The organism is Stutzerimonas stutzeri (assembly GCF_000935215.1).
In the GTDB taxonomy this organism is placed as follows: domain Bacteria; phylum Pseudomonadota; class Gammaproteobacteria; order Pseudomonadales; family Pseudomonadaceae; genus Stutzerimonas.
Map to the genome: position 1 here is coordinate 1 of NZ_JXXD01000173.1, position 19,553 is coordinate 19,553.

Consider the following 19,553-nt stretch of genomic DNA (forward strand, 5'->3'; position numbering starts at 1 on the left):
CCGATGCGAAAGGAATCGCATCGGCGTTTTCGGGTTTCGATCAGCTCCCGATCAGCTGGCGCAGCACGTAGTGCAGGATTCCGCCGGCCTTGAAGTACTGCACCTCGTTGAGCGTATCGATGCGGCTCAGCACCTGGAACGAGTCACGCGAGCCATCGGCGCGCTCCACGTCCACGGTCAACATCTGGCGTGGCGCGATATCCGCGCCGAGCCCGCGGATCGACAACTTCTCCGTACCGTTCAGGCCCAGCGACTGGCGCGTCTGATCATCGACGAACTGCAACGCCAGCACGCCCATGCCGATCAGGTTGGAGCGGTGGATACGCTCGAAGCTCTCGGCGATTACCGCCTTGACACCCAGCAGGTTGGTACCCTTGGCCGCCCAGTCGCGGCTGGAGCCGGTGCCGTACTCCTTGCCGGCGATCACCACCAGCGGTACGCCTTCGGCCTGGTAACGCATGGCGGCGTCGTAGATCGAGAGCTTCTCGCCACTCGGCTGATAGAGCGTATTGCCGCCTTCTTCGCCGCCAAGCATCTCGTTCTTGATGCGGATATTGGCGAAGGTGCCGCGCATCATCACTTCATGGTTGCCGCGGCGGGAGCCATAGGAGTTGAAGTCCTCCGGCGCCACGCCCAGCGACTGCAGGTAGGTGCCGGCCGGCGAGCTGGCCTTGATATTGCCGGCCGGTGAGATGTGGTCGGTGGTGATCGAGTCGCCGAACAAGGCCAGCACGCGAGCGTTCTCGACATCTGCCGGCGGGGTCGGAGGCTGGCCGATATCCTGGAAGTAGGGCGGGTTCTGCACGTAGCTGGAATTGGCGTTCCACGCGTAGGTATCCCCGGCGCTGACCGGAATTTTCTGCCAGTGCTCGTCGCCGCTGAACACGTCGGCGTAACGGCTGCGGAACATCTCGCCATCGATGCGCGCCACCGCTTCGGTGATTTCAGCGCTGCTCGGCCAGATGTCCTTCAGGTACACCGGTTGGTTCTGCGCGTCATAGCCCAGCGGTTCGCGGTCCATGTCGATGCGTGTGGTGCCGGCCAGTGCAAAGGCGACCACCAGCGGCGGCGAGGCCAGCCAGTTGGCCTTGACCAGCGGATGCACGCGCCCTTCGAAATTACGGTTGCCGGACAGGACGGAAGAAACGATCAGATCGTTATCGGTGATCGCCTGGCCGATGGCATCCGGCAGCGGCCCGGAGTTGCCGATGCAGGTGGTGCAGCCGTAGCCCACCAGGTTGAAGCCGAGCTCGTCGAGATAGCGGGTCAGGCCAGCACGCTCGAGGTAGTCGGTCACCACCTTCGAGCCGGGCGCCAGAGAGGTTTTGACCCAGGGTTGGCGTTGCAGGCCGCGCTCGATGGCCTTCTTGGCGACCAGGCCGGCGGCCATCAGCACGTTCGGGTTCGAAGTATTGGTGCAGGAGGTGATGGCAGCGATCACTACTGCGCCATGCTTGAGCTGGAACTGTTCACCAGCGACCGCAAAATCGGTATCGGCCTGTTGCTGGCGCCCGCTGGTCTCCAGCAGCAAATCGAAATTCGCGCCGATATCGCCGAGGGTCACTCGATCCTGTGGACGCTTGGGCCCCGCCACGGACGGTCGAACCTGGCTCAGGTCCAGTTCGAGGGTAGCGGTGAACTCCGGATCGGGCGAGTTGGTGTCGCGCCACATGCCCTGGGCCTTGCTGTAGGCCTCGACCAGCGCGATGCGCTCTTCATTGCGGCCTGTCAGGCGCAGGTAATCGATGGTCACCTGGTCGACCGGGAAGAAGCCGCACGTGGCGCCGTATTCCGGGGCCATGTTGCCGATGGTGGCGCGGTCGGCCAGCGGCAGGTGATCCAGGCCGGGGCCGAAGAACTCGACGAACTTGCCGACCACGCCGTGCTTGCGCAGCATCTGCGTCACGGTCAGCACCAGGTCGGTGGCGGTGACACCTTCATTGAGCTTGCCGGTGAGGCGGAAGCCGATCACTTCCGGGATCAGCATCGACACCGGCTGGCCGAGCATTGCCGCCTCGGCCTCGATGCCGCCGACACCCCAGCCGAGCACGCCGAGGCCGTTGATCATGGTGGTGTGCGAGTCGGTGCCGACCAGGGTATCCGGATAAGCATAGGTTTCGCCGTTCTCTTCACGGGTCCAGACCACCTGTCCGAGGTATTCCAGATTCACCTGGTGACAGATACCGGTGCCCGGCGGTACTACGGCGAAGTTGTCGAAGGCCTGCTGGCCCCAGCGCAGGAACTCGTAGCGTTCACCGTTGCGCTGCATTTCGATGGCAACGTTCTGCTCGAATGCCTGATCGTTGCCGAAACGGTCGACCATCACCGAGTGGTCGATGACCAAATCCACCGGCGACAGCGGGTTGATCTTCTGCGGATCACCGCCGGCCTTGGCGACGGCGTCGCGCATGGCCGCCAGGTCGACGACTGCCGGCACGCCGGTGAAGTCCTGCATCAGTACGCGGGCAGGGCGGTACTGGATCTCCATCTTGGAGCTGCGCGTGTCCAGCCAGCTCACCAGGGATTTCAGGTCGTCGGCGCGGACTGTCTGGTTGTCTTCCCAGCGCAGCAGATTCTCCAGCAGTACCTTCAGTGACGTGGGTAGGCGGCTGATATCGCCCAGCTGGGCGGCTGCGTCGGGCAGGCTGTAGTAGTGGTAGGTCTTGCCGGCGACTTCGAGGCTGCGGCGGCAATTCAGGCTATCCAGGGAAGGCATTCCTCATCTCCTTGTGCCCACACGGTAAGGGCTGGCTGATGAATGAGCGGTGAAGCCCATGGGGCTTCGCTACTGCACTGGACCGGGTCATGCGGGCGAGGGTTCCCATGGTCAGCTATGATGCGCGGCTTTGGCGCTGGCCCGATCGCTGACAGGATTCGAACATGAACACATTGCTGCTGCATTGCCGCCCCGGTTTCGAGGGCGAGGTCTGCGCGGAAATCAGCGAACACGCTGCCACCCTGGAAGTGGCCGGCTACGCCAAGGCGCGACCTGAGAGCGCCTGTGCGCAATTCATTTGCAGCGAAAGCGGTGGCGCCGAGCGCCTGATGCGCAAGCTGCGTTTCGCCGAACTGATCTTTCCCCGGCAATGGGCGCGCGGTGAGTACCTGCAACTTCCTGAAACGGATCGCATCAGCGTGCTGCTGGAGTACCTGGCGGGCTACCCGGTCTGCAGTGGCCTATGGCTGGAAGTGCTGGACACCAACGACGGCAAGGAGCTTTCCGGCTTCTGCCGCAAGTTCGAGGCGCCATTGCGCAAGGCACTGATCAAGGCCGGTCGCCTCGATGAGCAGGGCAACGGGCCGCGGCTGCTGCTGACCTTCAAGAGCAGCCGTGAGGTGTTCGTCGGTATCGCCGAGGCGAACAACAGCGCCTTGTGGCCGATGGGCATCCCGCGATTGAAGTTTCCGCGCCAGGCGCCAAGCCGTTCCACGCTGAAGCTGGAGGAGGCCTGGCATCATTTCATCCCGCGTGACCAATGGGATACGCGACTGGCTGCGGGCATGACCGGCGTCGACCTCGGTGCCGCGCCGGGCGGCTGGACCTGGCAGCTGGTCAACCGGCACATCAAGGTCAGCGCCGTGGACAACGGCCCGATGAACGCCGAGCTGATGGATTCCGGGCTGGTCGAGCATTTTCGCGCCGACGGCTTCACCTTCCGCCCGCGCAAGCCGGTGAACTGGATGGTCTGCGACATCGTCGAAAAGCCGGCGCGCAATGCCGCTCTGCTGGAAACCTGGATCGGCGAAGGCCTGTGTCGCGAAGCGGTGGTCAACCTCAAACTGCCGATGAAGCAGCGCTATGCCGAGGTCAAGCGGCTGCTGGAGCGTATCGCCGATGGCCTGGCCGCGCGCGGCGTCAAGGCGAGTATCGGTTGCAAGCAGCTGTATCACGACCGCGAAGAGGTGACCTGCCACCTGCGGCGTCTCTGATCAGCCAGCGGATGACCCGCCTGCGCGCATGCGTAACAATGAACGCCAGTTTTCCGGAGCCCAAGATGACCCAATCAGCTGAAATGTCCGTCGATGCCGTGCTCGATGCCAGTGGTCTGAACTGCCCCGAGCCGGTGATGATGCTGCACAACAAGGTGCGCGATCTGACCGGTGGTGCCCTGCTCAAGGTGATCGCTACGGACCCCTCTACCCAGCGTGATATACCCAAGTTCTGCATCTTTCTCGGCCATGATCTGGTCGAGCAGCAGGAAGCGGCTGGCACCTACCTCTACTGGATTCGCAAGAAGAGCGAGCAGGGCTGACGCTGTCCCGCAATCGCGGGTAGGTCGGTGTTGAGCGCAGCGAAGCCCAACAGTTATGGGGCAGGCATGTTGGGCTTCGTCGCTACGTTCCTCAGCCCAACCTACGCTCTGACGTCACGCACGGACTTTTCGTAGGAGGTTTCTTCGCGCGTCGCGCGCGCCTGCTGCCGCCGCCACAGGCGTGTCAGCCAGCGCCAGGCGATCCAGCCGCCGCCGATCAGGTAGACCAGCCCGCCCGGCACCCACATGATCAGCCCGGCCAGTTGCTGGTCCTCCACCGCCCTGCCTGCTCCATAGAAGGAAACGCTGCCGAAGGTCAGCAGGGCGCCCAGCAGGCCGGTGTGCATCAGCGTCAGCAATACAGCCATCAACGCCTGGGGCACCTGCTTCGGATTGGCGCGCAGCACCGACCACCAGAACAGCCAGCCGGTGAACAGAAAGCAGGCATGCTCGAAGGCGTGCCACCAGAGGTTGTCCAGCGCCAGCACATAGAGCTTCGGCGTGTGCCAGATCCATATGATCGCGCCATGCAGCAGCGCGAGCAGTGTCGGGTAGCGGCCGGCGCGCAGAATGCCGGTCCATAGCGGTTGGGCAAAGCGGCCGGTGACGCCGCGCCATTGCGGCAGCGGCCGGGCCAGCGCCCACAGCGGCGCGATCACGATGATGAACAGCATGTGCTGGGTCATGTGCCAGCTGGTGCTGCTTTCCGCCCAGTCGTCGATGGGGCCGAAAACCGAGAACACCACCAGCAGCATGGCGCTGTGAAAGCAGAGAGCTTCGCTGCGCCGCGGCGGTACCTTGCGGGCGCCCAGCGCATAGAGCAGCCAGGCGGCCGCGACCAGCACCGCGGTGAGCAGCAAGGGCGCGCGGTCCAGCAGGTGGGCATCGAACAGGCCATGGGCCCGCGCCGATACCGGCAGGAAGATGGCGGTCAAGGCTACAGCGGCTGCCCAGCGCATCGGCGGTCGGATTACAGGCATGGCGGAATCTGCAGCAGCGGAATGCCGACGAACAGGGTGGCCAGTGCCGCAATGAAGTGAATTCCTGCAGCAACCTTGGTGACGAACTGCTGGCGCTCGTTCAGTTCCCGCGGCGGACGCGACAGTCGCCAGAAGTAGCGTGCCAGCCACAGCAACAGCGCCAGGGTAAGCAGGGTCAGCACACCCAGGCTGCCATTCAGCCAGTTCCACACGCCATCGGCGGGGTCCGGTGGGCTCACTTTGCAGATCACCGCCTGGCCAGCGTACATCGCGACGAACCAGAGACTCCAGATGATCAGGCCGATCGGGATCTGCACCGGATGGAAGGGGGACGTGCGTGCATAGGCCATCAGACACCTCCCCAGGTCGCCGGGAACAGCACGATCGCCGCATAGCTGACCCACAGCACACCCAGGTTGTAGTACCAGAGCTGCTCGACCACGATGGGCTCGTATGGCGCCTTGTCGCCCACATAACCGAGGGCCACCCGCCACGCCTGCAGTCCGGTCAGCACGGCTGCCAGCGTGCAGTGAATCAGGTTGTACGCCAGCATCACGAAGATCACCGCATCGTGGGCGGTTTCGGTCGGCGCCAGGCCGGCCGACAGCATCAGCCAGAGCAGCATCGCCGATTGAACGAAGGCCACGATCGCCAACCCGGCTAGTTGCCCCATCAGTCCGCGATGCGTACCGGCGCGCAGGCGCTTGATCAGCCGATGCAGCCAGAGCGTGCCGGCACTCAGCAACGCTGTGCTGGCCAGCATCAGCCAACCGTTCAGGTCGCTGTCCGGCACCTGCCATTGCGGCGACACGGTCCACAGGTAGAACCAGCCGAACAGCAGCGACAGGTACAGCGCGCCATTGGCCAGCAGCGTCACGCCCATGCCCCACAGGCCCGGGCCGTCAAACGTGCGTGAATGCAGCGGTGGTTCGCCGGGTTGGGTATGGGCGTCCGGCGCGGCAGCAGGATGGGCGCCGTTTTCCCAGGACCAGCGCAGCAGCACGATCAGCGTTGCCACAGTGGCGATGATGGCGAGGATGTAGGCCTTGTTCAGCAGGCTCAGGCAGAGCACGGCGAGGAACACCGAGGCAATGAACGGCAGCCAGCTGTTGCCGGGCAGGTGGATGATCTCGCGGACCTTTCCCGTCAGCGGGTCGCTGCCCCAGGTCTCCCGCCGACCATGATCGATCACCGTCAACGCATGCTCACCGCGGGCGATACTGTCGGGCAGGTCCGGGTCTTTCCACAATGGATGGCGCTCCGTCACGTCGGGCAGGCTGACGAAGTTGTAGGCGCTGGGCGGCAGGCTGGTGGCCCATTCCAGCGTATCGGCCTTCCAGGGATTCTTCGGCGCCGGGATGCCGAAGCGGAAGTGCAGGATGATGTCCAGCAGGATGGTGGCGACGCCTGCGGCCATGATGAAGCTGCCGATCGACGACACCAGGTTGGGCATGTCCCAGCCGAGGCCGGTGTCATAGGTGTAGACGCGCCTTGGCATGCCGATCAGGCCGGTCCAGTGCATGATCATGAAGGTCACGTTGAAGCCGATGAAGAACAGCCAGAAGCCCCAGCGGCCGAGCTTTTCCGAGGGCATGCGCCCGGAGAAGTGCGGCAGCCAGTAGTACAGACCGGCCATCAGCGGGAACAACATGCCGCCCACCAGCACGTAGTGCATGTGCGCGACGACGAAATGGGTGTCGTGTACCTGCCAGTCGAACGGCACCAGTGCCAGCATGACCCCGGTCAGGCCGCCAGCGACGAAGACGATGAGAAAACCCACCAGCCAGAGCATCGGCACCCTGTACACCGGCTTGCCGAGCCAGAGCGTCGCCAGCCAGGCGAAGATCTGCACCCCAGTGGGGATCGCAACCAGCATGCTCGCCGCGGAGAAGAAGGCCGTGGCCAGCTGCGGAATGCCTACGGTGAACATGTGGTGAACCCACAGCCCGAAGCTGATGAAACCGGTGGTCAGCACGCCCAGCACCACCCAGCGGTAGCCCACCAGCGGGCGCTGGCAGAACACCGGAATGAGCGTCGAGACAATGCCGGCGCCGGGCAGGAAAATGATGTACACCTCCGGATGGCCGAACAGCCAGAACAGGTGCTGCCAGAGCACCGGATCGCCACCGCGGGCGACGTCGAAGAACGGCATGCCGGCCGCGCGCTCCAGTTCCAGCAGGATCGAGCCGAGGATCAGCGGCGGAAAGCCGACCACGATCATCATCGCCATCACCAGGATGTACCAGGCGTACAGCGGCATCTTGTGCAGCGCCATGCCGTTGGTGCGGGTGCGCAGGATCGACACCACCAGCTCGACGCCGGCGGATACCGCGGAAATCTCGACGAAGGTAATGCCCAGCAGCCAGAAGTCCGAGTTCACACCCGGCGTATGCGCCGAGCTGGACAGCGGCGTGTACATGAACCAGCCGGCCTTCGGAGCGACATCGAGAAAGATGCTCGACAGCAGGATCAGCCCGCCGAACAGGTAGCAGTAGTAGCCCAGGGCGGAAAGGCGCGGGAAGACCAGGTCGCGGGCGCCGATCATCTTCGGGATCAGGTAGACCGCCAGGCCCTCCATCATCGGGACCGCGAAGAGGAACATCATCACCGTGCCATGCATGGTGAAAACCTGGTTGTAGACGTCCGGCTCCATCAGCTCGTAGCCGGGCAGCGCGAGCTGCGTGCGGATCAGCATCGCCAGCAAACCGCCGACGAGGAAGAAGAAGGCGCCGGTGACCAGAAAGCGCAGACCGATGCTGGTGTGGTTGACGATGGTCAGCGCGCGCCAACCGCGGGGGTTGCCCCAGACCTCGTTGAACTGGTCCTGCAACTGGTCGAGATCGGTAGCGGGCGCGCCACTCTTCGGGGTCGGTGTCATGGAGCGAGTGCCTCCAGCCAGTCGGCAAGCTGGCCGAGGGTTTCTTCGGGAATGTCGTCGTGCCGCGGCATGGCATTACCGTGCTTGAGGCTCTGGTGATCGCTCAGCCAGCGGCGAAGGCCGTCCGCATCGTTCTCGATCACGCCGGCGCCGAGGGTCGGGCGGGTGGCGAGATCGCTCAAGTCCGGTGCGCGATTGCCCTCGCTGACGCCGGCGACGCGGTGGCATTGCCCACAGCGCTCGGCGAAGACGCGGCCGGCATCGCCGTTGGGCGACTGGTGCTGCAGTTCACGGCGCGCCTCGACCCAACTGGCAAAGGCAGCGGCGTCGAGCGCCTCCACGTGCAGAATCATGTGCGCATGCTGGCTGCCGCAGAACTCCGAACATTGCCCGCGGAAAATTCCGGTCTGCGAGGCCTGCACGCGCAGGGTATTGGTCCGGCCGGGAACCATGTCCAGCTTGCCGCCCAGGCGCGGCACCCAGAACGAGTGGATCACGTCGGCGCTGCTGACCTCCACGTCCACCGGGCGATCGATCGGCAGGATGAACTGGTTGGCCGTCACCACGCCGCTTTCCGGGTAGCGCACCTCCCACCACCATTGATGGCCGATGACTTGGATGCGCAGCGGTTGCTCGCCTTCGACCGGCAACGGCAGCATGCCGCGCCCGGTGGGGATGCCGAACGCCAGCAGCGCGATGATGGTGACAGTGGGCAGGATGATGCCACCGCCGATGATCCAGCGCCGATTGATCCGCTTGGCTTCTTCGGCGGTATGCGTTTGCGGACGACGCAACATGGCGTAGATCCACAGCACGCTCACCACCAGCAGCACCACCACGGAAAAACCGAACATCACCCACCAGACGTTCGCCACGTCGCGGGCCATCGGGCCGGCTGGTGAAAGCGCCGATTGCGGGCCGTCGCAGCCAGCGAGTAAAGGAACTGCCAGCGCCAGCGTGGTCCATTTGAAAGGGTTGCCGCCTCGTCTCGATGACCGGGCGGCCCATTTCAAATCAGTGCCTGGGAGGGCCGGATGGCCACAGAACGCGAGTCCATCAACAGTAACGCCGCCATTGCCGGCCATCCGCTGCACCCGATGATGATTCACTTCCCCGTCGCGGCGTTGATCGGCCTGGTGCCGGCGGATCTCGCCTACCTGTGGACGCTTGACGAATTCTGGTGGCGCGCTGGCCTCTGGCTTTCCGGTGTGGGTGCGATCGGCGGCTGGATCGCCAGCGTCGCCGGCGTGATTGATCTGGTCACCGTGCAGCAGATTCGCCGCAAGGTGACCGCGTGGTGCCATGCGATCCTGGCGGTGATGATGCTTTCCCTGGCCTCGCTGAACTGGCTGTTGCGCTACCAGGGCATGGATCGCGGTGACGGCGATGCCATGTGGGGTCTCTACCTGTCGCTGCTGACCGCCGTGCTGATCTCGCTGGCGGCCTTTCTCGGCGGGCGCCTGGTCTACGAGCACGCAGTCGGTGTGGACGTTGAAGGTGATGGGCCGTAAGCGCGAGTCGCAACTGATCGAGTCGTCTCCTGGCGACCTGCCGGGCTGCGCCGCGCAATGGCGCTGAGGGTATACGAATCGGGCCGGAGAGTCGGTCATGCGAGGCGGTCGTTCCTTGAGGTCAGAAGGGCTTGGCCAGCACCAGCCACAGAGTCAGGGCGATCAGCACGGGCACCATCACGCCCAAGGTGATGCACTGGTATGTGACGCCACGCTCCGGCTCGCGTTCGATGCGCAGGACGAGAACGCCGCACAGCGCATGACAGAGCGCCATCGCCGTCACCACCGTGAGCTTCATGATCAGCCAGCCTGCCAGCGTGCCGTCGCGCAGGAACAGCGCCGTGCCGGAGCCGATCGCCAGCAGCGCAGCCGGGGTGCTGATGAGGGTGAAGACCATGCGGGTGAGGTGTGCATGGTCACGGTAGAAGAGCTGATCGCTACGCTTGGTGCCCGCCGCGATCAGCGCCGGGAGATAAAGCAGCGAGCCGCACCAGCAGAGCAGGGCAGCGAAGTGCAGCAGTTTGAGCAAGGGCATGCCGGTCTCCATCCTGCCTGACGCGAGTCAGAGGATGTGACAGCCCTGCTTCAGGGCAGTTCGCCATGCCGTTGGCGATGCAGCGGGTCGGCAACCCAGCCCGCGCGACGGTTGGCTCGTGTCAGTCGCGCGCCTCGCCTTCGCGTCGCTCGAACAGCTGGCTGCCGCAGCGACTGCAGAAGGCCGCATTGGGCTCATGGGTGAGCTTGTCGCAGGTCGGGCAGCTGTGGCGCAGGCTGTCCTGGCGCATGGCATTCGCCAGCTCGGCGGTGAAGATGCCGGTCGGCACGGCGATGATCGAATAACCAGTGATCATCACCATCGTCGCCAGCGCCTTGCCCAACGGCGTATGCGGAACGATATCGCCGAAGCCGACCGTGGTCAGTGTGACCACCGCCCAGTAGATGCTTATCGGAATGCTGGTGAAGCCATTGCCTGGCCCTTCGATCACATACATCAGCGTGCCGTAAACGATGATCAGGGTGGTTACGCTGACGAGGAAGACGATGATCTTCTGCCGGCTGCCCTGCAGCGCCACCAGCAGGAAGTTCGCCTGGCTCAGGTAGGGCGTGAGCTTGAGTACACGGAAAATCCGCAGCATGCGGACGATGCGTACCACCAGCAGGTACTGCGCATCGGGTAGCAGCAGGGCGATGAAGGCCGGCAGCACCGAGAGCAGGTCCACCGCGCCGTAGAAGCTGAAGATGTATTTGCGTGGCTCGGGGTGGGTGTAGATGCGCACCAGGTATTCCAGGGCGAATATCGTGGTGAATCCCCATTCCAGAGTGGTCAGCAGCTCCCCGTGGCGCTCATTGAAGGAGGCGATGCTGTCGACCATCACCACGACCAGACTGGCGAGGATAATCACCAGCAGCCAGGTATCGAAGCGTTTTCCCGCTGGGGTATTGGTGAAAAAGATGATGACGTATAGCCGTTCGCGCCAGCTCATCGCTTTCAAGGAGTCGTTATCCATTCGCTGTGGTCTCTCGCATGGGTTGCAGGTCAGCGGGTCGCCTGCCAAAGCGGCTCATTAAAGCATTGCGACCGTGATGCTGCATGCCCGGCGGTGGCGCGGACCGCTCGCCGTTGGTAACGTCACTTTGCCTGATTCGCGCTTAGCGCATAGTCTGAATACAGGCGCAGCCAGCAGTTGGAGAGTTCCATGCCCGATTCCCAGTTGGTCGACCCGTTCGGCCGGCGCATCACCTACCTGAGGTTATCGGTAACCGATCGCTGCGATTTTCGCTGCACCTACTGCATGAGCGAAGACATGGTCTTCGCTCCCCGCGCGCAGATACTTACCCTCGAAGAGCTCTATGCCGTGGCCGATGCCTTCATCAGTCTCGGTGTCAAACGCATTCGCGTGACCGGCGGCGAGCCGTTGGTGCGCAAGGGTCTGACCGGCCTGCTGGCGCAACTGGGCGCGCGCAGCGAGCTCGAAGACCTGGCCATCACCACCAACGGTTCACAGCTGCCAAGTCTGGCGCCGGCGCTGCGTGATGCCGGGGTGAAGCGCCTGAACATCAGCCTCGACTCGCTCAAGCGCGACCGCTTCGCCGAACTGACCCGCCGTGACCGCCTCGATCAGGTACTGGCAGGCATCGAGGCGGCACGCGCTGCTGGCTTCAAGCGGATCAAGCTCAACAGCGTGGTGCAGAAGGGGCGCAACGACGACGAGATTCTCGATCTGGTGGAGTTCGCCATCGAGCGCGGCCTGGATATCAGCTTCATCGAGGAGATGCCGCTGGGCAGCGTGTCCAGTCATCAACGCCAGATCACTTTCTGTTCCAGCGACGAAGTGCGTGAGCGAATCGAGGCGCGGCATACCCTGGTACGCAGCAGTCATGCCACCGGCGGCCCGTCGCGTTACTGGCAGGTAGCGGGCAGCGAAACACAGGTCGGCTTCATTTCGCCCCACAGCAACAACTTCTGCGGCAGTTGCAACCGCGTCCGCGTGACTGCCGAAGGCAAGCTGGTGCTATGCCTCGGCCACGAGGGTGCGCTGGATCTGAAAAGCCTGATGCGTCGGCATCCGGTCGATGGCGAACGCCTGCGCAATGCGCTGGTGGACGCACTGCAACTCAAGCCGGAGAAACATCACTTCCGCACTGATGAGCAGGTTCAGGTGGTGCGCTTCATGAGCATGACGGGCGGCTGACGAATCGTCTTTCCAGCCCGAGCGCCGCTTGCAGTTCGGATGCCTTCACCTGCCACACCGTTCTGTGCGCCGCCACGCTGCGAGCGGAGCCAGGCTGCGTGATAAACTCCCTGGCTTCTTGCCAGTACCCATTCCATGCCAGGATTTCCGATGTTCACGGCGACCCCGCTTGCTCGTTCCCACGCTTACTGCCACGGATAGGCCGCATGCGACTGAAAAGCATCAAACTCGCCGGCTTCAAATCCTTCGTCGATCCCACCACCGTCAGCTTTCCGAGCAACATGGCGGCGGTGGTCGGGCCGAACGGCTGCGGCAAATCCAACATCATCGACGCCGTGCGCTGGGTAATGGGCGAAAGCTCGGCTAAGAACCTGCGTGGCGAGTCGATGACGGACGTCATCTTCAATGGCTCGAACACGCGCAAGCCGGTAACCCAGGCGAGCATCGAGCTGATCTTCGATAACTCCGACGGCACGCTGACCGGTGAGTATGCAGCCTTCGCCGAAATTTCCATCCGCCGCCGCGTCACCCGCGACTCGCAGAACACCTACTTTCTCAACGGCGTGAAGTGCCGGCGCCGCGATATCACCGATATCTTCCTCGGCACCGGGCTCGGGCCGCGCAGTTACTCGATCATCGAGCAGGGCATGATCTCCAAACTGATCGAGGCCAAGCCCGAGGACCTGCGCAACTTCATCGAGGAAGCGGCCGGCATCTCCAAGTACAAGGAGCGCCGGCGCGAAACCGAGAACCGTATTCGTCGGACGCACGAGAACCTGGCTCGCCTGACCGACCTGCGCGAAGAGCTGGAACGCCAGCTCGAACGTCTGCACCGTCAGGCGCAGTCGGCGGAGAAGTATCAGGAATACAAGGCCGAAGAGCGTCAGCTCAAGGCGCAGCTGTCGGCACTGCGCTGGCAGGCCTTGAACGAGCAGGTCGGCCAGCGCGAGCAGGTCATCGGCGATCAGGAAGTCGCCTTCGAAGCGCTGGTCGCCGAGCAGCGCAACGCCGATGCGAGCATCGAACGCTTGCGTGACGGCCACCACGAACTGTCCGAGCGCTTCAACCAGGTGCAGGGTCGCTTCTATTCGGTTGGCGGCGATATCGCCCGGGTCGAGCAAAGCATCCAGCACGGCCAGCAGCGCCTGCGTCAGTTGCAGGACGATCTGCGCGAGGCGGAGCAGGCGCGGCTGGAGACTGAATCGCACCTTGGCCACGACCGCACGCTGCTCGCTACCTTGGGTGAAGAGCTGGCGATGCTCGAGCCCGAGCAGGAGCTCTCCGGCGCCGCCGCGGAGGAATCTGCCGTCCAGCTGGAAGATGCTGAAGCGGCCATGCAGGGCTGGCAGGAACAATGGGAACGCTTCAATCAGCTCAGCGCTGAGCCACGCCGCGTGGCTGAGGTCCAGCAGTCGCGCATCCAGCAGCTGGAGCAGAGTCTGGAACGGTTGGCCGAGCGTCAACGTCGTCTGGATGACGAACGTGCGCTGCTGGCTACCGATCCTGAAGATGTGGCGATTCTCGAGCTGGGCGAGCAGCTTGCCGCCAGTGAGCTCGATCTCGAAGCGCTCGCCGCGGCCGGCGATGCGCTCAATGAACGCCTAGAGCAATTGCGTGAAGCGTTGCAGCAGGCGACCCAGACGCAGCAGCAGGCGCAGGGTGATCTGCAGCGTCTGAATGGCCGCATCGCCTCGCTGGAGGCGCTGCAGCAGGCGGCGATGGATCCCGGCAAAGGCGTCGGCGAGTGGCTGCGTGAGCAAGGGTTGGAAAAGCGCCCGCGCCTCGCCGAAGGGCTGCGTGTCGAGCCCGGTTGGGAAGTGGCGGTGGAAACCGTGCTGGGCGCCGATCTGCATGCCGTGCTGCTGGATGATTTTGCGGCGATCGACTTCGAGGGCTTCGAGCAGGGCGACCTGCGGTTGGTCAGCCCTGCAAATGGCGGTGCGCGCCGCGCTGGTAGCTTGCTCGATCTGGTCGAGTCCGCTCTGGATCTGTCGCCCTGGCTGGGCAACGTGCGTCCGGTCGATTCGCTGGAGCAGGCGCTGGCCGCGCGCTCGGGTCTCAACGATGGCGAAAGCCTGGTAAGCCGCGACGGCTACTGGGTCGGTCGGCATTTTCTGCGGGTGCGGCGCGCCAGCGAGGCCGAATCCGGTGTGCTCGCCCGCGGGCAGGAATTGGAGCGGTTACAGGCAGAGCGCGAAGAGCGTGAAACCGCCCTGGCTGCAGTCGAGGAGCGCATCGCTGAGTTGCGTAGCGATCAGGCCCGTCTCGAAGACGAGCGCGAGCAGCAGCGTCGTCGGCAGCAGGAGGAAGCTCGCAGCCATAGCGATCTCAAGGCGCAGCTATCTGCCGGGCAAGCGCGCCTCGAGCAGTTGGCGCTGCGCCGCCAGCGTCTGGATGAAGAGCTTTCCGAGCAGAACGAACAGCGCGAGATCGAGACCGAACAGCTCGGCGAGGCGCGTCTGCAACTACAGGACGCGCTGGATGCGATGGCCCAGGACACCGAGCAGCGCGAGACATTGCTGGCCAGTCGCGACGGCATTCGCGAGCGGCTCGATCGCATTCGCCAGGATGCCCGTCAGCACAAGGACCAGGCGCATCAGCTGGCGTTGCGGGTCGGTTCGCTCAAGGCGCAGTACGAGTCCACCCGGCAGGCGCTGGAGCGATTGGAGCAACAGTTCGAACGTGCCATCGAGCGCCGCGAGCAGCTGACGCTGAACCTGGAGGAGGGCGAGGCACCGCTGGAAGAACTGCGCATGAAGCTCGAAGAGCTGCTGGAGCGTCGCATGGGTGTCGAAGACGAACTCAAGCATGCGCGACTGGCCCTGGAAGACGCCGACCGCGAGCTGCGTGATGCCGAAAAACGCCGCACTCAGGCCGAGCAGCAAGCGCAGCTGCTACGTGGGCAGCTGGAGCAGCAAAGGCTGGATTGGCAAGGGCTGAGCGTCCGCCGCAAGACGTTGCAGGACCAGCTGCAGGAGGACGGCTACGATCTGCATGGCGTGCTTGGCACACTCCCTGCCGATGCAGATGAGCCGAGTTGGGAGGCGGAGCTGGAGCGCCTTGGCCAGCGCATTCAGCGCCTGGGCCCGATCAACCTCGCGGCGATCGATGAGTACCAGCAGCAATCGGAACGCAAACGTTACCTCGATGCGCAGAACGATGATCTGGTCGAGGCGCTGGATACGCTGGAAAACGTCATCCGCAAAATCGACCGGGAAACTCGCAATCGCTTCAAGGAGACCTTCGATCAGATCAACGGTGGCCTGCAGGCGCTTTTCCCGAAAGTGTTCGGCGGCGGCAATGCCTATCTGGAACTTACCGGAGAAGATTTACTCGATACCGGGGTGGCGATCATGGCGCGCCCGCCCGGAAAGAAGAACAGCACCATTCACCTGCTTTCCGGTGGCGAAAAGGCGTTGACGGCGCTGGCGCTGGTTTTTGCCATCTTCCAGCTCAATCCCGCGCCGTTCTGCATGCTCGATGAAGTTGACGCACCGCTGGATGATGCGAACGTCGGTCGATACGCGCGCTTGGTGAAGGAGATGTCGGAGAAAGTGCAATTCATCTACATCACCCACAACAAGATCGCCATGGAAATGGCCGATCAGCTGATGGGTGTGACCATGCATGAGCCGGGCTGCTCACGCCTGGTGACGGTCGACGTCGAACAGGCCGTTGCACTCGCCGAAGCCTAGGATTAAGCCGCGTGTTTGAGCATTTTTGATACAAGGAACGCTATAAAAAGAGAACTACCGCACGGTGCAAAGTTACCGTTCGTCGTGCTAGCTTAGAGCACAATTTTTGCGATGCGCTTGAAGCAGTCCCAAGTGACTGTTCGTTGCGTCTTTATCATCGAATTCAGAGGTTAAAGCATTAATGGATATCGGTCTGCGCGAGTGGCTGATCGTCATCGGCATCATTGTCATTGCCGGCATTCTGTTCGACGGCTGGCGTCGCATGCGCGGTGGCAAGGGCAAGCTGAAATTCAAGCTGGACCGCAGCCTCTCCAACCTTCCCGATGCCGACGATTCTCCGGAGCTTCTAGGCCCGGCGCGTGTGGTTAATCGCGATCAAGAGCCTTCTCTGGATGAGGGCGACATGCCGACGGTGAGCGCGCGCGAGTCCGGCAAGAAGCGCCGGCAGAACGAACCCTTTCAGGGCGACCTCCAGCTCAACAGCGACGAGCCTGTACCGACGCTGCTCGATCCGGTTGTTGGTGATGACGAGGAAGGGAAAGACCAGCCGCAGAAGGAACTGGCGCCCGTCGAGGAAGTACTCGTTATCAACGTCATTTGCCGTGATCCTCACGGTTTCCGTGGTCCGGCGCTGCTGCAGAACATTCTCGAGAGTGGCCTGCGCTTCGGCGAAATGGACATCTTCCATCGCCACGAAAGCATGGCCGGCAATGGCGAGGTGCTGTTCTCCATGGCCAATGCCGTCAAGCCTGGTACTTTCGATCTGGACGACATCGATCACTTCACCACGCCGGCCGTGAGCTTCTTCCTCGGTCTGCCCGGCCCACGCCATCCCAAGCAGGCCTTCGATGTCATGGTTGCTGCGGCGCGCAAGCTGTCCCAGGAGCTCAACGGCGAGTTGAAGGATGACCAGCGCAGCGTTCTCACCGCCCAGACCATCGAGCACTACCGCCAGCGCATCGTCGAGTTCGAACGCCGGCAGATGACCATCAAGCAACGCTGATAACTCACCGCACCGGGCCTCGCGCCCGGTGTTGCGTTTGATTGGGCAGACTCGCTTTCACTGGCCTGCCGCCTCGCTCTGCAGACTGTCGTAGGGTGGGCTTCAGCCCCCAGCACTTCGCTTCAGCGCATCGTCCGCAACGCTGCTTGCCCAGTCCGACCCCAGCCATCAGTACCCGCAGACCTGCCTTCGGACTCGCATTCGGCTAGAATCCGACGCCTTCCATATCAACCAAGGCGCGCTGATGCGGTCTGAATCAGCACAGCCCCAGTCACGGCTCCGTCCTTATGCCTTCCGCCCAAACCGCCGCCGAGCGCATCGCCGAACTGCGCAGCGAAATCGACGCCCACAACTACCGCTACTACGTGCTCGACGAACCCAGCGTTCCCGATGCCGAGTACGACCGTCTGTTCAATGAACTCAAGGCGCTCGAGGCGGAGCACCCGGAGCTGGTGACACCCGAGTCGCCAACCCAACGGGTGGGAGGGGCGGCACTGGCGGCGTTCGGTCAGGTGCGCCACGAAGTACCGATGCTGAGCCTGGGCAACGCCTTCGAGGAGCAGGATCTGCTCGATTTCGACCGCCGCGTGCGCGAAGGGCTGGATCTGCCGGCGGGCGATCTGTTCAGTGATGGCGCTGTGGTCGAGTACAGCTGCGAACCCAAGCTGGACGGCCTGGCGGTCAGCCTGCTGTATGAGAACGGCCATCTGGTGCGCGGCGCCACACGGGGTGATGGCAGCACGGGTGAGGACATCAGCGCCAACGTGCGCACCGTACGCAACATTCCATTGAAGCTGCATGGCAGTGGCTGGCCTGCGGTACTCGAGGTGCGCGGCGAAATCTACATGCCCAAGGCGGGGTTCGAAGCGCTGAATGCGCGGCAGCTGGAAAGCGGCGGCAAACCCTTCGCCAATCCCCGCAACGCCGCTGCTGGAAGCCTGCGCCAGCTGGATTCGAAGATCACCGCAAGTCGTCCGCTTGAGCTGTGTGCATATGGTGTCGGGCGTAGCGATGGTGAGCTGCCGGGTACGCACATCGGGATTCTCGAAGCGCTGAAAAGCTGGGGCCTGCCCATCAGCCGTGAACTGAAGCTGGCCAAGGGCGTTGCCGAATGCCGCGCCTATTACGACGCCATCGGTGCAAAGCGCGACGCGCTGCCTTACGAAATCGACGGCGTGGTGTTCAAGGTCAATGCCGTCGAGCAGCAGCGCGAACTGGGCTTCCGTGCACGCGAACCGCGCTGGGCCATCGCCCACAAGTTTCCCGCGCGGGAAGAGATCACCGAACTGCTCGACGTGGAGTTCCAAGTCGGCCGTACTGGCGCCATCACCCCGGTCGCACGGCTAAAGCCGGTGCAGGTGGCGGGCGTTACGGTGTCCAACGCGACGCTGCACAACATGGACGAAGTGGCGCGCCTGGACGTGATGGTCGGCGATACGGTGATCGTGCGCCGTGCAGGCGATGTGATTCCCCAGATCCTCGGCGTAATTGCCGAGCGTCGCCCGGCCGACGCGCGCGCCGTGCATGTGCCGGAGCAGTGCCCGGTGTGCGGTTCTGCCGTGGAGCGTACCCAGCTGATCAAGCGCAGCAAGGGGCGTGAATCGGTCAGCGAAGGCTCGATCTACCGTTGCGTTGGCCGGCTGGCCTGCCAGGCGCAGCTTAAGCAGGCGATCATCCATTTCGTCTCGCGCCGAGCGATGGATATCGACGGCCTGGGCGACAAGATCGTCGAGCAGCTGGTCGATAGAGGGTTGGTCAAATCGCCAGCGGATCTCTACTGCCTGACCCATGAGCAGGTCATAGACCTGGAAGGTTTCGCCGAAATATCCACGCGTAACCTGCTCAATGCGATTGATGCCAGTCGCAAACCGAGTCTCGCGCGGTTCGTCTACGCCCTCGGCATACCCGATGTCGGCGAGGAAACCGCCAAGTTGCTTGCGCGGGCGCTGGGCTCTCTGGATCGAATCTGCCGCGCGCTGCCCGACGTGCTCGTCTACCTGCCCGACGTGGGGCTCGAAGTCGCCCATGAGATCCATAGCTTCTTCGAGGACGAACACAACCGCACTGTCATCGCGCTGCTGCGTGAGCGTGGCGTCGAGCCGCAGGAGGAGGGCGACGTGCATCCGGAGTTCGCAGCCTGCGCGACACTGCCCGATCTGCTCGACCGGCTCAACATTCCTCATATCGCCCGCACCGGTGCCCAGCGACTGGCAGAGCGTTTCGGCTCGCTCGAGGCAATCATCGCCGCCGACTGGCTCGACCTGCGTCAGGTTGAACGGCTGAACGAAAAGGCCGCACGCTCCCTGCGCGACTACTTCGACAAACCTGAGAACGCTGAACGCGCCCGCGCTATCGAAGCCCAGCTGCGGGATTTCGGCATGCACTGGGAGAGCGAGCGGAAAGCCGCCGAAGGCCTCCCGCTGGCCGGGCAGACCTGGGTACTGACCGGCACGCTGGAAACCATGAGTCGTGATGATGGCAAGGCGCGGCTGGAGGCTTTGGGGGCAAAGGTCGCCGGGTCCGTATCCGCCAAAACCAAC

The 19,553-nt window shown here is 63.5% G+C and carries 14 protein-coding genes; 7 read left to right on the forward strand and 7 right to left on the reverse strand.

The window, feature by feature from the left end:
• Positions 1-40: 40 nt before the first annotated feature.
• Positions 41-2,716, reverse strand: a complete 2,676-nt coding sequence (gene acnA / locus LO50_RS17645) for an aconitate hydratase AcnA (RefSeq protein ID WP_044315806.1) — start codon at positions 2,714-2,716, stop codon at positions 41-43.
• Positions 2,717-2,880: 164 nt separating this feature from the next.
• Between acnA and rlmM the strand changes: the two genes are divergently transcribed.
• Positions 2,881-3,930: a 23S rRNA (cytidine(2498)-2'-O)-methyltransferase RlmM gene (gene rlmM / locus LO50_RS17650; RefSeq protein WP_044315807.1), complete on the forward strand. Its 1,050-nt coding sequence runs from the start codon at positions 2,881-2,883 to the stop codon at positions 3,928-3,930.
• Positions 3,931-3,995: 65 nt separating this feature from the next.
• Positions 3,996-4,253 (forward strand): sulfurtransferase TusA, encoded by a 258-nt coding sequence (gene tusA / locus LO50_RS17655; RefSeq protein WP_044315815.1) that lies wholly within the window; start codon positions 3,996-3,998, stop codon positions 4,251-4,253.
• Between the two features lie 101 nt (positions 4,254-4,354).
• Here tusA and LO50_RS17660 read toward each other — a convergent pair whose 3' ends face one another.
• Genes LO50_RS17660 through coxB form a run of 4 tightly spaced genes read right to left on the reverse strand, consistent with a single transcriptional unit; the run spans position 4,355 to position 8,998 of the window.
• Positions 4,355-5,212 carry a cytochrome c oxidase assembly protein gene (locus tag LO50_RS17660; protein WP_152623990.1) on the reverse strand — a complete coding sequence of 286 codons (858 nt, stop codon included), beginning with the start codon at positions 5,210-5,212 and terminating at the stop codon, positions 4,355-4,357.
• 11 nt (positions 5,213-5,223) lie between these two features.
• The gene (locus LO50_RS17665; protein ID WP_003301821.1) at positions 5,224-5,583 is read right to left on the reverse strand and encodes a hypothetical protein; all 360 of its coding nucleotides are present in this window, start codon (positions 5,581-5,583) and stop codon (positions 5,224-5,226) included.
• On the reverse strand, positions 5,583-8,111 hold the full coding sequence (ctaD, locus tag LO50_RS17670) for a cytochrome c oxidase subunit I (protein WP_044315809.1): 2,529 nt from the start codon (positions 8,109-8,111) through the stop codon (positions 5,583-5,585). Before ctaD ends, LO50_RS17665 begins: the two co-directional genes overlap by 1 nt.
• Positions 8,108-8,998, reverse strand: a complete 891-nt coding sequence (gene coxB / locus LO50_RS17675) for a cytochrome c oxidase subunit II (protein WP_044315810.1) — start codon at positions 8,996-8,998, stop codon at positions 8,108-8,110. Before coxB ends, ctaD begins: the two co-directional genes overlap by 4 nt.
• Positions 8,999-9,145: 147 nt before the next feature.
• Between coxB and LO50_RS17680 the strand changes: the two genes are divergently transcribed.
• Entirely contained in the window at positions 9,146-9,622 is a 477-nt protein-coding gene (locus LO50_RS17680) for a DUF2231 domain-containing protein (protein WP_003285475.1), read from the forward strand.
• Positions 9,623-9,743: 121 nt separating this feature from the next.
• Here LO50_RS17680 and LO50_RS17685 read toward each other — a convergent pair whose 3' ends face one another.
• Together LO50_RS17685 and LO50_RS17690 are read right to left on the reverse strand one after the other, a co-directional pair.
• On the reverse strand, positions 9,744-10,157 hold the full coding sequence (locus tag LO50_RS17685; RefSeq protein ID WP_003285474.1) for a CopD family protein: 414 nt from the start codon (positions 10,155-10,157) through the stop codon (positions 9,744-9,746).
• A gap of 121 nt (positions 10,158-10,278) precedes the next feature.
• Positions 10,279-11,130, reverse strand: coding sequence for an ion transporter (locus tag LO50_RS17690; protein WP_031298120.1), 852 nt, complete (start codon positions 11,128-11,130; stop codon positions 10,279-10,281).
• A 189-nt stretch (positions 11,131-11,319) separates the two neighbouring features.
• Between LO50_RS17690 and moaA the strand changes: the two genes are divergently transcribed.
• The 4 genes from moaA to ligA form a co-directional block, all read left to right on the forward strand.
• Positions 11,320-12,315 carry a GTP 3',8-cyclase MoaA gene (gene moaA / locus LO50_RS17695; protein WP_044315811.1) on the forward strand — a complete coding sequence of 332 codons (996 nt, stop codon included), beginning with the start codon at positions 11,320-11,322 and terminating at the stop codon, positions 12,313-12,315.
• Positions 12,316-12,521: 206 nt separating this feature from the next.
• Positions 12,522-16,010, forward strand: a complete 3,489-nt coding sequence (gene smc / locus LO50_RS17700; protein WP_044315812.1) for a chromosome segregation protein SMC — start codon at positions 12,522-12,524, stop codon at positions 16,008-16,010.
• Positions 16,011-16,191: 181 nt separating this feature from the next.
• Positions 16,192-17,013 (forward strand): cell division protein ZipA, encoded by an 822-nt coding sequence (gene zipA / locus LO50_RS17705; protein ID WP_044315813.1) that lies wholly within the window; start codon positions 16,192-16,194, stop codon positions 17,011-17,013.
• 287 nt (positions 17,014-17,300) lie between these two features.
• Positions 17,301-19,553: NAD-dependent DNA ligase LigA (gene ligA, locus LO50_RS17710; protein ID WP_044315814.1), on the forward strand; the 2,253-nt coding region annotated here is incomplete at its 3' end.